Genomic DNA, 12550 nt, shown 5'->3' on the forward strand with positions numbered 1-12550 from the left:
TCGCTACCTAGTGGATCGGGGACGCCCAGATCGCGATGCGTTGCGAGCGGGGACGCCCAGGTCGCGAAGGTTGCGATCGGGGACGCCCAGATCGCTAGCCGACCCCGCCGCTCCCGTACGCTGAGCGCGTGCTGCTCCTCGCGTTCGACACCGCCTCGCCGGCGATCACCGTCGCCCTGCACGATGGCAACGATGTCCTCGCGGCGACCGACTCGGTCGATGCCATGCGACACGGCGAGCTGCTCGCGCCCGGCATCCAACGCGTACTGGCAGAGGCGGGGGCCGATCGCCGCGACCTCACCGACGTCGCTGTCGGCGTCGGGCCGGGGCCGTACACCGGACTGCGGGTAGGCGTCGTCACCGCGCGTACGCTCGCGGCGGCGCTGTCGGTCGCCTTGCACAGCGTGTGTTCGCTCGACATCATCGCTGCGGCGGTGCCCGCGGGCAGCCCGTTCGTGGTCGCGACCGACGCTCGCCGCAAGGAGGTCTACTGGGCGCGCTACGACGCGACCGGGGCGCGGGTCACCGGCCCCGACGTCGCTCGGCCGGACGCGCTCGACCACCCGACCGCCATGCCTGCGTACGGTCGCGGGGCGAAGCTGTACGCCGACGCGCTGCCGTACGCCGGCGGCCCGCTCGACCCCGACGCGCGCGTGCTCGCCGAGGCCGTCGCGCACGATCGCGTCCGCGAGGTCGACCCGGAGCCGATGTACCTCCGTCGCCCCGATGCGACGCCGCCGGGGAGCGTAAACGAGCGACCGGATGATCGCTCGCGCCACCGGCACCGACCTGGCCGCGCTCGTCGAGATCGAGCGCCTGTGCTTCGGCGCCGACGCGTGGTCTGAGACGCTCGTACGCGCCGAGCTCGATGCACTATCGCGGTCGGTCCTGGTCGCCCGCGAGGAGAGCGTCGTCGTGGGGTACGCGAGCGTGATGGCGACCGGCGATCTCGCCGACCTGCAACGCGTCGCGGTACGACCGGATCGCCGTGGCCGCGGGTACGGTCGGCGGCTGCTCGACGAGGCGATGCGGGTCGCGACGCTCGGTGGTGCCGACCGGATATTGCTCGAGGTGGCCGCCGACAACGGCCCCGCGATCGCCCTGTACCGCGCGGCGGGTTTCGAGGAGCTCGACCGACGCGTTGGGTACTACGGCGCCGGGCGTGACGCGCTCGTCCTCCGGGTCGACCTCGACGCCCGCTGACTCGAGAGTTCCGCAGTCGAGTCAGGCGTCAGCCCCCGTGGGCCTCCCGTTTCAGCCGCAGAAATCGTTCCGGCAGGGCCGAAACGCGCGGCTCACGGGGCGGGAGTTCGCGCCGACCTCTGGCGAACAGGTCAATTGTCCGGTACTTTTGTCCCACTTTTTGTTACCCGGAGGTAACCCATGCGTACGACTCGTCTGCTCGGATCCCTCACCCTCGCCGGGGCAATGCTGGTTGCCGCCGGGGTCACCTCCACCGGGCCCACGTCGGCCGAACCGTCGGCCCCCGTGAGTCGGTCACCTCACGGGCCGAGGTACGACATCGTGGTGACCAAGGACGTCCCGATCACGATGCCCGACGGTCGGGTGCTGCGCGCCAATATCCACGCACCCGCCGACCCCGAGACGGGAAAGCCGGCGTCGGGGCCGTTCCCGGTCATCGTCGGACAGACCCCGTACGGCAAGTCCGGCGACCAGGGCTCACCGGGCTACAGCGGGCTCAACCCGTACCTCGTCAAGCGCGGCTACATCGGCGTCGTCGTCGACGTCGCCGGCACCGGTGGCTCCGAGGGACAGTCGCAGCTGTTCGGGAAGTCCGAGGCGCGCGACGGGCGCGAGGTCGTCGAGTGGGCCGCCGACCTGCCGCACAGCAACGGCAAGGTGGGGCTGCTCGGCATCTCCTACCTCGCCATCGACCAGCTCTTCACCGCCGGCGCGGTCGGCCGGCACTCGCCGTTGAAGGCGATCTTCCCGATGGCGGCGTCGATCGACCCGTACCGTGACCTGTTCACCAGCGGCGGCGTCGTGAACCTCGAGTCATCGCTCGGCCTGATCGCCGCGTACTTCGGCGTGCGGACGACAACGCCGTTCTCCGAGCGGCCGAAGAACCCGCTCGATGCGCTGCGGCTCAGCCTGCAGCATGCGCTCGCGGGCATTCCGTTCGAGCTCAAGACCGGGCTCGACGTGCTGCTCCAGGGCGATCGCGTCTACGACGGCTCGTACTGGCACGAGCGGGCACCCGAGCGGGTGCTGCGCCGGATCGTACGAAACAACGTCGCGGTCTACCTCGTCGGCGGGCAGTGGGACGTGTTCCAGCGGGGCGAGCCGCTGCTCTACAGCGGACTGCAGAACGCCGCGGCCGGGCGACCGGTGACAGCGCCGATGGCGCCGGGACAGAAGGCGGATCCGAGGTTCCAGCTGCTCACCGGACCGTGGACGCACGCGAATCCGGGAGCGGGTGCGCGCCTCAACCGCCTTCAGCTGCGCTGGTTCGACCGTTGGCTCAAGGGACGCAAGACCGGAATCCTCGACACCCGCAAGCCCCTCCATGTGATCGAGCCGGGCGGGAAGACGTACGACGCCGCGCGCTATCCGCTCACGGGCGCGCCCACGAAGAGGCTGTACCTCGAGCCCGATGGTGCGCTCGGAGGCAAGCCGGCGCCGGCGGACGGCGGTGGCGACCACGTCGTGTTCACCGGGCTGTCGCCGTTGTGTACGCGCTCGACCGACCAGTGGGCGGCCGGCGCGCTCGGCGACCTGCTCGCGGGAACGCCGTTCGACTGCACGAAGCAGCGCTTCCCGCCGGGCCCGGAGCCGGGCGAGGTGGCGTACGCGACCAGGCCGCTGAAGAAGGCGACCACGCTCGCGGGACCGATCGGGGTGACGCTGCGCGCGCGGTCGACCCGGCCCGAGACGATGTTCGTCGTACGACTCGACGACGTCGCGCCGGATGGCACGGTCACGGAGCTCACCGGCGGCGCACAGCTGGGATCGCAGCGCGCGCTCGACCGTAGGCGCAGCTGGCGCTCCGACAAGCGTGCCGGGTACGCGCTGCCGTACCACCCGATGACGCGCGCGGCGCAGCGTCCGGTCACTCCCGGCAAGGTGACGCGCTACGACATCGAGGTCCGCCCGGCGTTCCTGACGGTGCCGGCGGGTCATCGGCTCCGCATGACGATCGGCACCGGCGACCTGCCCCACCTGCTCCCGCCGCCGTTGCGCCTACCGCAGCTGCTCCTCGGTGTGTACGACGTGCGCCACGAGGCAGGGGCGCAGTCCTGGGTCGACCTGCCGATCCGGCGCTAGTTCCGGAGGGCACGGTCGAGGCGGTCTCGGAGCGTCTCGCAGTGACGGCGGAAGTCGTCCGGCTCGTCGATGCCGAAGTCGACACCCATCGACAGCACGACGGCGGCCAGCCACTGGTAGGAGTGTCCCCATACGAGCGCCCGACAACGCTCGGGGCCGAGCGACTCGAGCTCGACCTCTTGGGTCAGTAGGCGATCGGCGACCGTCGAGGGACTGGCATCGAACCGGAGTACCGTTCGGATCGGCGGAGTCGAGTCGAGCTGGTGGATCGCGGCGGAGTCGTCGGGGATCTCCCGTGGCTCGAACGTCGTCGCCCGCTCGAGGCCCGACATCCGGTCGATCCGAAACGTACGCCAGTCGTCGCGCTCGATGTCCCACGTGAGCAGGGACGAACGCGACTTGTGCACGACGATGCGGTACGGCTCCACGCGGCGAACGCCGCGCTCGCCCTCGGATTCGTACTCGAAGGCGATCTCGGCATGGGCGTACGCCGCATCGGCGAGCTCGTCGAGCGGCGAAGCCTCACGCATAGTCGCAGGCTACGCTGCCGGGATGCGCGATCTCACGTACCCGTCGGTGATCCGGACGGCCAAGGTGGCGTTCCGGCTGCTCGGGCTGAAGTTCCAGATGACCGGCACCGAGCACGTTCCGCGCACCGGCGGCGCGATCCTGGCGATGAACCACGTCAGCTATGTCGACTTCATCTTCGGCGGTCTCGCGGCGCATCCCAGCAAGCGGCTGGTGCGGTTCATGGCGAAGCGCGAGGTGTTCGACCACCGGATCGCCGGGCCGGTCATGCGGTCGATGCACCACATCTCCGTCGACCGGGCCGACGGGATCGCGTCGTACCGCGAGGGTGTCGAGTACGCGCGGCGCGGCGAGATCGTCGGCGTCTTCCCCGAAGCGACGATCAGCCGCTCGATGGAGCTCAAGGAGTTCAAGACCGGCGCGGTACGAATGGCCGCCGAGGCGGGCGTGCCGGTGCTCCCGATGGTGCTCTGGGGCACGCAGCTGATCATGACCAAGGACCATCCACGCGACCTGTCCCGCGGCAAGACCCTCGCGTTGCACGTCGGTGAGCCGATCGTGCCCGACGCCGACGACCCGGTCGGCGAGACCGCGCGCGTACGTGAGGCGATGAGCGCCCTGCTGGACAACGCGATCCGTGCGTACCCGGTCGCGCCCGAGGGCCAATGGTGGGCTCCCGCGGCGTACGGAGGCACCGCGCCGACACCGGCAGAGGCGCAGCGGCTCGACCGGGAGGAGAAGCGCCGGCGCGCGGAACGCAAGGCGGCTTCGGCGACCTGACGATGCGTCTGGCCCGGGTCACAGATAGTGACATCCGCGCCGGCCACGGTTAGGGTCCTGCTCGACCGGCTACACGCCTCGAGGAGGACCCATGTCAGAGTCCAACCCGATCGGTCGCGCCGCGACGTACCGCACCTTCGACGAGGTGCAGGAGACGTTGAGTCCGGCCGAGCAACGCTTCGAGCGCGGCCGCCGCACGATCGGTCTGATCGCCGGCCCCCTCGTGGGGATCGTCGTGTACCTCCTGTGCGCGCCGCTGGACGCGCCGCAGCAGCGCCTCGCCGGCATCCTCAGCTTCGTCATCATCTACTGGATCTCCGAGGCGATTCCGATCCCGGTGACGTCGATGCTCGCGATGTGCCTGATCGTGGTGACGAACGTCGCGCCGGCGGACGACGTCTTCGCGCTGTTCGGGAACTCGACGCTCTTCGTGTTCATCGGCGGGTTCATCATCGCGGAGTCGATGCGCAAACACGGGCTCGACCGGCGATTCGCGTTCGCGATGCTGAAGCTGCCGTGGGTCGGCGACTCGACCGTTCGCATCATCGTCGTGTTCGGCGTCATCACCGCGTTGTTGAGCGGATTCGTGTCGAATACGGCGACCGCCGCGATGATGATGCCGATCGCTGCCGGCATGGTCGGGTTCCTGGCCAACCTCCTCGTCACCCAGTCGGGCGAGCATGCGGATCCCAACCGCTTGCGCTTCGCGACCGCGCTGATGCTCATGACCGCGTACGGCGCGAGCGTGGGCGGACTGCTCACGCCGGTCGGCAGCCCGCCGAACCTGATCGGCCGCGAGTTCATCGAGCAGAACACCGACGAGTCGATCCCGTTCTTCACCTGGATGGTGCTCGCGTTCCCGCTGGTCGTCCTGATGTTCCTTGCGCTGTGCTTCCTGCTCGTCCGGTTGAACAAGCCCGAGGCCAAGCGGATCGAAGGCGTCGAGCAGTACGTACGCGACGAACACGCGAAGCTCGGCACGATGGGCGCCGGCGGGCGCAACACCCTGATCGCGTTCGGTGTCGCGGTCGCCTTGTGGGTGTTCCCCGGCGTGGTCGCGTTGTTCACCGGCGGCGAGGGCGAGTTCTACGACGAGGTCGCCGCGCACCTCGACGAGGGTGCGGTCGCGATCATCGCCGCCAGTCTGTTGTTCGTGCTGCCGATCGACTGGTCGCGACGCAAGTTCACCATCACCTGGAACGACGCCGCCCGCATCGACTGGGGAACGATCCTGCTGTTCGGCTCGGGAATCGCGCTCGGCGGGCTGCTCGGCTCGACCGGGCTCGCGAAGACGATGGGTGACGAGATCAGCGACCTACTGGGAGTTTCGTCCCTGCTCGGCCTGACGATCCTCGCGACGGTGATCGCCGTGGTCATCAGCGAGACGACGAGCAACACGGCCAGCGTCGGCGTCGTCGTACCGATCATCATCCCGCTCGCCGACGCAGCCGGCGTCAACCCGGTGATCCCTGCCCTGGCCGCGGTCTTCGGTGCCTCGTTCGGCTTTATGCTGCCGGTGTCGACGCCGCCGAACGCGATCGTCTACGGCACCGGCATGGTGCCGATCACCAAGATGGTGCGCTCGGGCATCGTGTTCGACCTGGTCGGCATCGTGATCATCGTCGCGGGCGTGATGGGCATGGCGACCCTGCTCGACCTCGGCTGACCCGGGGACTTCGCCCCGCGGATTACCATGGGCCCATGGTAATCCGCGCCGCTACCCAGCAAACTTGGTACGTAGCGGCGCAGTTTGCTATGGGCCCATGGTAATCCGCGGGGTAAAGTGAGCCGGTGCGATTTCTTCCGGAGCCGTCCGACCAGCTGAGCGATCCGGCCGAGCTGTTGCCGGCGTACCTCGACTTCTACCGTTCGACCCTGCTGGCCAAGCTCGACGGGCTGTCCGACGACGACCTACGCCGCAGCATCCTGCCGTCGGGCTGGACGCCGCTGGAGCTGCTCAAGCACCTTACGTACGTTGAGCGGCGCTGGCTGGTGTGGGGATTCGAGGCAGAGCCGGTCGACGCGCCGTGGGGTGACCACGACCCCGACACCGAACGCTGGCACGTCGACGCCGACGAGACCCTTCACGGGTTACGCGCCGAGTTCCTCGACCAGTGCGAACGTTCCCGGTCGATCGTCGCCGCTGCCGACCTCGGCGACCGGGCGAGTGTCGGTGGGCGATTCGCAACCGTCGACGAGGCGCCGTACCTGAGCTGGATCCTGTTCCATCTCGTGCAGGAGTACGCCCGCCACGTCGGTCACCTCGACGTCGTACGCGAGCTGCTGGACGGCTCGACGGGGGAGTGAGTCTCTTCACCAGAGGCATTGCTGCGCATCACCAGGCGTACCGAGACGACGAGTGCGAGGCCGGTCGCCACCACGAACGGCACCAGCCAGTCGGCGGGCGCGTTCGTCGGTTTCGCCGCCAGGACGAACACGTCCCAAGCGGGTCCGAGGCTGTCGGAAACGGTGGCAGGCGGACTGAGCATGACGCCCAGGTAACCCGCGGCCACGAGCGCCGGGGCCACGATCCAGGCGAGCACAACCGCTGCCGGCCACGCGAGCAGCCGTACGTAGGGGCGGACGCCGATCACCACCAGCCCGAATGCCAGCAGCGCCGCACCCGCGTACCCGATCGCCTTCGACACGAGTTCGGATTGGCTGTACGGGTCGATGCTGAACACCACGTAGCTCAGCCATGGCGATAACGCGCCGGCGAGCCCGCACAGTGCGATGCCTAGCGGAACCCGTCCGAAGTATCCGCCGGCACCGAACAGCCAACCGAGCAGGGTCGCGCCGGACGCAGTTGCCATCAACGCGGCGAGCACCGAGGCATCGCCGTCGTTGCCGAGTTCGGCGTTGCCCAGGACCGAGGTCGACCAGATGCCGGCGACGAGCACGGCGCACGCGAGGCCGGCGAACGACGCGGCGAGCGTCGTAGCCGATCGTCCGTCCGAGAGCAACGTGAGCAGGCCTGCGCAAGCACCGCCGCCGACGCCGCCGAGTACGAGAAGCGCGAGCTGGTCGGTCAGCAGCGGTAGCGCGACCATCTGGTCTGCGACAGAGTACGCGTCGGCACCGGTGACGTCATCGGCGGCACCGCCGATCAGCCACGGCAGGTAGCCGACGATCCACCAGACGAGTGCCGACGCGGGCGCGATGACCGGTACTGGAACAACGGGTTTGCGCATTGTCTCCCTCTCGTACGGAGCCTTCGCGATCAGCCTGCGGCAATGCGCCCGTCCGCGTCATGAGTACCGGCACTCAGCTCAAGGTGCGTAGGTCGTGTACGAGAAGCGGTGCGCGGGATCGTTGATCGAGTCGAGCGCGGCCAGGTCCGCTGCGGTCGGCTCCCAGGCGCCGGCGCGTACGTTCGCGTCGACCTGTTCCGGTCGGGTCGCGCCCGCGATCACGCTCCCCACGGTCGGCTGCGCGGCCAACCCGCCGATCGCGACGTCGAGGATGCCGATGCCGCGCTCGTTCGCGTACGCCTCGAGCGCCTCGACGCGGTCGAAATCGGCGCTGTCGAGCCGGTGGCTCTGCCGCTCGAGCCCGAGCCGCGAACCCGTCGGGGCGGCCTCACCGCGGCCGTACTTGCCCGTGAGGAGCCCGTACGCGAGCGGGAAGTACGGCAGCACGCTCACGCCGATCTGCTCGGCGGCGGGTACGAGTTCGAGCTCGGCCGTGCGGTTGTACAGCGAGTACTCGTTCTGCGCCGAGATGAACCGCTGTGCGCCGGCCGTACGTGCGGCCCAGTCGGCGTCGATCAGCTGCCACGCGGTGAAGTTGGAGCAACCGAGATAGCGGACCTTGCCCTCCGCGACGAAGTCGCTCATGGCCTCGAGCGTCTCCTCGATCGGCGTCACGAGATCGGGTGTGTGCAGCTGGTAGAGATCGATGTGGTCGGTGCCGAGTCGGCGCAGGCTCGCCTCGACGGCGCGGCGTGCGTACCGGCGCGATGCGCGCGCGCCCCAGTCGGGCCCGTTGGCGCCCTGCATGTCCATGCCGAACTTCGTCGCCACCACGACATCGTCGCGGCGGGAGCCGAGCGCCTTGCCGAGCATGGTCTCGCTCTGGCCGATCCCGTACGTGTCGGCGGTGTCGAACAGCGTGATGCCTGCGTCGATCGCCGCGTCGACGACGGCGTTCGTCTGTGCCTGGTCGATCCGGTCGCCGAACGCGTTGCATCCGACACCGACCACCGACACCATCAGGCCACTGTCGCCCAGCGGGCGGTAACGCATCTCAGTCATGCGCCGAGCCTATGCGGCCGGTGCAGGTACGACGCGCACCCGGTACTCGAGTGAGCCAGCACACCATTGACCTGAACCAAAGTTGAGTTTCTAGGTTGGGCGCGAACCATCCATCCAGCACGAGAGCGGAGACATACATGCCGGAGCAGACGATCCTCGTCACGGGCGCGACCGGAACCATGGGCGGAGCGGTCGCCCGCCAGCTCGCCGGTACGGGTACCCGGGTACGAGCGTTGGTGCGCGATCCCGATACCGCGACGCTTCCCGAGGGTGTCACAACCGTGCAGGGTGACCTGTCGAAGCCCGGTGGGCTCGAGCCGGCACTGGTCGGCGTCGACGCGGTCTTCCTGATGTGGCCGTTCCTGCGCTCTGCCGGCGCGGGCGACGTACTCGACGTGATTGCCCGACATGCCCGGCGAGTCGTCTACCTGTCGGCCAAGGGCGCGCGGCCCGATGTCGTCGACGACGACAATCCGATCCTGCGCTTCCACGGAGAGCTCGAGACGGCGGTGGAGCGGAGCGGTCTCGAGTGGGTGATGCTGCGACCGGCCAGCTTCGCCAGCAACACATTGGGCTGGGGGCCGCAGTTCCGTACGGGCGTCGTACGTGCGCCGTTCGCGTCGCAACCGCGCGCGATGGTCCACGAGGCAGACGTCGCCGCGGTCGCCGTGCGTGCCTTGCTGGATGACGACCTCGTCGGCACCCGGCCGGTGCTGACCGGACCCGAGTCGCTGACGACCGCCGAACAGGTTTCGGTGATCGCCGAGCAGTTGGGTGTCGCCGTGCGGTACGAGGAGATCGCGACGGAGGTCGCCGCGTCGAACGCCCGCGCGGCCGGGATACCGGACGACCTGGTCAACGCATTGTTCTCGACCGACCGGGAGTTCGAGCCGCAGGACACGACCTCCGACGTCGAGGCGATCACCGGACGTCGATCGAGATCGTTGCGAGATTGGGCCCGCGACCACGCCGAGGTGTTCGTCGGCTGATCGGCGTCAGGCCGCCTCGGACGTAGTGGCCACGCGCCGGCGCATCGCCCTTCGTACCAGCAGGACCGCCGCCGCGACCGGGATGGCGAGAACCAATGCGAACGGCAGGACGGCGCCGATGACCGTCGCGAGGCCGGTCCACGCCTTCTGCAGACCCGACCAGCCGGCGCCCAGGCCAGCCAGGAAGCCCGCCTCATCCTCGTCGACGGGCTTGGGCTTCGGCGCCGATGCTGCCGGTCGGATCGACACGTCGACGGTGGCGGTGGTCGTACGCTCCTCGAGCGACTTCTGCTGCGCCTGCAACGACTCCAGGTCGGCCTCGCGCTCGCCGAGGACGGACTCCAGCCGGATCACGTCGCCGAGGCGCTCCGCGCGGCCGAGCAGTAGGCGGATGCGGCGCAGGCTCGACTTCGCGTTCTCGACCCGGCTGTCGACGTCGACGACCTTCTCGGTGACGTCCTGCGCCGACTGCTCGCGCGAGACGACGCTGCCGGCGCCCGCCGACGAGGCCATCGCTTCGTCGAACGAGTCGGTGGGGACGACCAGCTGAAGGTGCACCCGTGCGAGGTCGCCGTCGTTGCCCGTCGTCGATTGCTCGTCTGCCACATATCCGCCGACGCCCTCGATCTCGTCGATCACCGAGTCGCGCGCGGCGGCGACGTCCTTGCTGGTCAGGTCGAGGCTGCCGCGGCGTTCGATCGCGCGGTCCTCGAGTGCGATCGTCGAGACGTCGTTCGACGCCCCATCGGCGCCGGCATCGGCGTCTCGGGCAGCGGACTCGTCGGAACCGCGCTCCTGCTGGGCGCCGCCCTCGAGGGCCGAGTCGCCGGCCGCGCTCGAACCGCCGTCGCCGTCCTCGCTGCTCGAGCATGCCGCGAGCCCGAACAGTGCCGCGCACACCAGCGCGGCGGCGCGTACCACTACCTGTCGATGAACCCTGCCCGCCATGACCGCTCCCCAATCGGATCGTTCGATTGTGAATCGGACGCACGGGGTCGGTGGTCGGTTCCGGTGAGTCGAGCGCCACATGGCGTGCCGGAACGCTGCGTACGGTGCGCTCGTTCGTCCAGGCGTTGGGTACGCGAGCAAGGAGTGGGATGTCCGACCGTTCGAGGCGCTACGACATCGCGTTGGTCGTCGTACGCGTGGTGCTCGGCCTCGTGTTCGTCATGCACGGCTGGCAGAAGTACGACACGTACACGATCGACGGTGTCGAGTCGATGTTCGACGGGATGGGCGTGCCGTTCGCGTACCCTTCCGCAGTCGCTGTGACGATGCTCGAGCTGGCAGGTGGGGTGGCGCTCGTCATCGGCGTTCTCACCCGACCGATCGCCGTGCTGTTCGCGCTGAACATGGCCGGTGCGCTCTACTTCGCGCACTGGGACGCCGGGTTCTATGCGACCAACGGCGGCTACGAGCTGGTGCTCGTGCTCGGCGTGCTGAGCGCGATGTTCGCGACCGTCGGCGCAGGGCGGTACAGCGTCGACCGCTGGCTCGAGAACGGTCGTACGCGAGTCTCCTCGATGGCCGGGTGACGTCCGGCGTGGTCACCGGAACCGCGGCGTGCCGGCGAGTCGTCCACCGTCGATCGTGAGGACGCTGCCCGTGACGAACTCCGAGTCGTCGCCGCACAACCACAACGTGGCGGCAGCGACCTCGTCCGGCCGTCCGATGCGTCCCACGGGTACTGCCGCGGCGACCCCCGCTTGTGCATCCGCACCTGCGCGCTCGAGCTGCTCGGTGAGGATCGGGCCTGGCGCGAGCGCGTTCACCCGTATCCCCTCGGCGGCGTAGTCGAGGGCGGCGGTCTTCGTCATGCCGATCATCGCGTGCTTCGCAGTGACGTAGTCGGCGAGGCCGCTCACCGCCTGCAGGCAGGCGGTCGAAGCGATGTTCACGATGGAGCCGCCGCCGCTGTCGAGCATCGCGCGGATCTCGTACGTCAGCGACAGGAACAGGCCCCGCACTCCGACCGCGAGCGCGGTGTCGAACTCTTCGGTCGTCAGCTCGGCGAGTGGTCTCGGTCGGCCGGTGTGCGCCGCGGCAGCATTCGCGGCGAAGTCCAGGCGTCCGTACGTACGCATCGTGGTGTCGAGGAGTTGCGCGACGGCGTCGTCGGCCGCGACATCGGTCGGCACGACGAGTGCCTTTCCGCCACGGCCCTCGATCTCGTCGCGGACGCCCTCGAGCGCGTGCACGTCGCGCGCGGCGAGGACGACACCGGCGCCCGCCGCGGCGAACGCCCGCGCGGTTTCCGCGCCGATCCCCTTGCTGGCGCCGGTCACCAGCGCGACGCGGCCCGCCAGTTCGGGCGCGCTCACTGAGGAGGCGCCATGATCGGCGACAGGTGCATACTCGCGAGCTGCCACCGGCCGGCGTCGCGTACGAGCACGTGCGTGGACCGGAACCGACCGTTGTTCGCCTGCCCGTGGTACGCCGCCTCCTGGTCGTGCACTCCGACCACGACCGCAGTGTCGGCGTAGACCCGGGCCGTGGTGTCGACCCAGTTCAACGACGACGTCACGAGGTCGCCGTTGCGGTAGCGGTCGAGCCACTGCGTCCGGTCGAGGATGAATCCCAGCGGGCCGACCAGCAGGAAGTCGTCGACCACCATGCCTGCCAACGTGTCGACGTCCGCAGCCTGTTCGGCCGCCGCCCAACGCTGCCCGAAATCCTCTATGTCGCCTATGTCGCTCATCTCGGCTCCCCGTCACG

The 12550-nt window shown here is 69.3% G+C and carries 14 protein-coding genes; 8 read left to right on the forward strand and 6 right to left on the reverse strand.

Going from position 1 to position 12550, the window contains the following annotated elements:
* Window positions 1–128: 128 nt before the first annotated feature.
* The 3 genes from tsaB to L0C25_RS14975 all read left to right on the forward strand — a co-directional run bounded on the left by tsaB (window position 129) and on the right by L0C25_RS14975 (window position 3285).
* On the forward strand, window positions 129–845 hold the full coding sequence (gene tsaB, locus L0C25_RS14965; RefSeq protein WP_333908543.1) for a tRNA (adenosine(37)-N6)-threonylcarbamoyltransferase complex dimerization subunit type 1 TsaB: 717 nt from the start codon (window positions 129–131) through the stop codon (window positions 843–845).
* A complete protein-coding gene (gene rimI, locus L0C25_RS14970) occupies window positions 763–1203 on the forward strand; it encodes a ribosomal protein S18-alanine N-acetyltransferase (RefSeq protein ID WP_271632474.1) in 441 nt (146 codons plus the stop codon). The genes tsaB and rimI overlap by 83 nt, the downstream gene beginning before the upstream one ends.
* A 180-nt stretch (window positions 1204–1383) precedes the next feature.
* Window positions 1384–3285: a CocE/NonD family hydrolase gene (locus tag L0C25_RS14975; protein WP_271632475.1), complete on the forward strand. Its 1902-nt coding sequence runs from the start codon at window positions 1384–1386 to the stop codon at window positions 3283–3285.
* On the opposite strand, the gene L0C25_RS14980 is transcribed toward L0C25_RS14975, so the two are convergent.
* Complete coding sequence (locus tag L0C25_RS14980) at window positions 3282–3815, reverse strand: helix-turn-helix transcriptional regulator (protein ID WP_271632476.1); 534 nt, start codon at window positions 3813–3815, stop codon at window positions 3282–3284. The two genes, L0C25_RS14975 and L0C25_RS14980, sit on opposite strands and share 4 nt — an antisense overlap.
* 22 nt (window positions 3816–3837) lie before the next feature.
* Here L0C25_RS14980 and L0C25_RS14985 point away from each other — a divergent pair, with 22 nt between their 5' ends.
* The 3 genes from L0C25_RS14985 (at window position 3838) to L0C25_RS14995 (ending at window position 6900) form a co-directional block, all read left to right on the forward strand.
* The gene (locus tag L0C25_RS14985) at window positions 3838–4593 is read left to right on the forward strand and encodes a lysophospholipid acyltransferase family protein (RefSeq protein WP_271632477.1); all 756 of its coding nucleotides are present in this window, start codon (window positions 3838–3840) and stop codon (window positions 4591–4593) included.
* A gap of 91 nt (window positions 4594–4684) precedes the next feature.
* Entirely contained in the window at window positions 4685–6259 is a 1575-nt protein-coding gene (locus L0C25_RS14990) for an SLC13 family permease (RefSeq protein WP_271632478.1), read from the forward strand.
* A 125-nt stretch (window positions 6260–6384) separates the two neighbouring features.
* Window positions 6385–6900 (forward strand): DinB family protein, encoded by a 516-nt coding sequence (locus L0C25_RS14995; protein ID WP_271632479.1) that lies wholly within the window; start codon window positions 6385–6387, stop codon window positions 6898–6900.
* Here L0C25_RS14995 and L0C25_RS15000 read toward each other — a convergent pair.
* Together L0C25_RS15000 and L0C25_RS15005 are read right to left on the reverse strand one after the other, a co-directional pair.
* Window positions 6852–7784: a hypothetical protein gene (locus L0C25_RS15000; protein WP_271632480.1), complete on the reverse strand. Its 933-nt coding sequence runs from the start codon at window positions 7782–7784 to the stop codon at window positions 6852–6854. The genes L0C25_RS14995 and L0C25_RS15000 overlap by 49 nt on opposite strands.
* Window positions 7785–7862: 78 nt before the next feature.
* Complete coding sequence (locus tag L0C25_RS15005) at window positions 7863–8846, reverse strand: aldo/keto reductase (protein ID WP_271632481.1); 984 nt, start codon at window positions 8844–8846, stop codon at window positions 7863–7865.
* A 137-nt stretch (window positions 8847–8983) separates the two neighbouring features.
* Between L0C25_RS15005 and L0C25_RS15010 the strand changes: the two genes are divergently transcribed.
* Complete coding sequence (locus tag L0C25_RS15010) at window positions 8984–9835, forward strand: NmrA family NAD(P)-binding protein (protein WP_271632482.1); 852 nt, start codon at window positions 8984–8986, stop codon at window positions 9833–9835.
* Window positions 9836–9841: 6 nt separating this feature from the next.
* On the opposite strand, the gene L0C25_RS15015 is transcribed toward L0C25_RS15010, so the two are convergent.
* Window positions 9842–10783: a DUF4349 domain-containing protein gene (locus L0C25_RS15015; protein ID WP_271632483.1), complete on the reverse strand. Its 942-nt coding sequence runs from the start codon at window positions 10781–10783 to the stop codon at window positions 9842–9844.
* A gap of 149 nt (window positions 10784–10932) precedes the next feature.
* Between L0C25_RS15015 and L0C25_RS15020 the strand changes: the two genes are divergently transcribed.
* Window positions 10933–11370, forward strand: a complete 438-nt coding sequence (locus L0C25_RS15020; protein WP_271632484.1) for a DoxX family protein — start codon at window positions 10933–10935, stop codon at window positions 11368–11370.
* 12 nt (window positions 11371–11382) lie between these two features.
* Here L0C25_RS15020 and L0C25_RS15025 read toward each other — a convergent pair whose 3' ends face one another.
* Window positions 11383–12156: an SDR family NAD(P)-dependent oxidoreductase gene (locus L0C25_RS15025; RefSeq protein WP_271632485.1), complete on the reverse strand. Its 774-nt coding sequence runs from the start codon at window positions 12154–12156 to the stop codon at window positions 11383–11385.
* Entirely contained in the window at window positions 12153–12533 is a 381-nt protein-coding gene (locus L0C25_RS15030; RefSeq protein WP_271632486.1) for a nuclear transport factor 2 family protein, read from the reverse strand. Before L0C25_RS15030 ends, L0C25_RS15025 begins: the two co-directional genes overlap by 4 nt.
* Between the last annotated feature and the right edge of the window lie 17 nt (window positions 12534–12550).

The organism is Solicola gregarius (genome assembly GCF_025790165.1).
GTDB lineage: Bacteria > Actinomycetota > Actinomycetes > Propionibacteriales > Nocardioidaceae > Solicola > Solicola gregarius.

Excerpts from the sequence above, each read along its gene's own strand:
- L0C25_RS15000 (WP_271632480.1), bottom strand. The coding sequence starts at position 7,784 with ATGCGCAAACCCGTTGTTCCAGTACCGGTCATCGCGCCCGCGTCGGCA.
- L0C25_RS15010 (WP_271632482.1), top strand. The coding sequence starts at position 8,984 with ATGCCGGAGCAGACGATCCTCGTCACGGGCGCGACCGGAACCATGGGC.
- L0C25_RS14985 (WP_271632477.1), top strand. The coding sequence starts at position 3,838 with ATGCGCGATCTCACGTACCCGTCGGTGATCCGGACGGCCAAGGTGGCG.
- L0C25_RS15030 (WP_271632486.1), bottom strand. The coding sequence starts at position 12,533 with ATGAGCGACATAGGCGACATAGAGGATTTCGGGCAGCGTTGGGCGGCG.
- L0C25_RS14980 (WP_271632476.1), bottom strand. The coding sequence starts at position 3,815 with ATGCGTGAGGCTTCGCCGCTCGACGAGCTCGCCGATGCGGCGTACGCC.
- L0C25_RS14990 (WP_271632478.1), top strand. The coding sequence starts at position 4,685 with ATGTCAGAGTCCAACCCGATCGGTCGCGCCGCGACGTACCGCACCTTC.
- L0C25_RS15005 (WP_271632481.1), bottom strand. The coding sequence starts at position 8,846 with ATGACTGAGATGCGTTACCGCCCGCTGGGCGACAGTGGCCTGATGGTG.
- rimI (WP_271632474.1), top strand. The coding sequence starts at position 763 with ATGATCGCTCGCGCCACCGGCACCGACCTGGCCGCGCTCGTCGAGATC.
- L0C25_RS15020 (WP_271632484.1), top strand. The coding sequence starts at position 10,933 with ATGTCCGACCGTTCGAGGCGCTACGACATCGCGTTGGTCGTCGTACGC.
- L0C25_RS15015 (WP_271632483.1), bottom strand. The coding sequence starts at position 10,783 with ATGGCGGGCAGGGTTCATCGACAGGTAGTGGTACGCGCCGCCGCGCTG.
- L0C25_RS14975 (WP_271632475.1), top strand. The coding sequence starts at position 1,384 with ATGCGTACGACTCGTCTGCTCGGATCCCTCACCCTCGCCGGGGCAATG.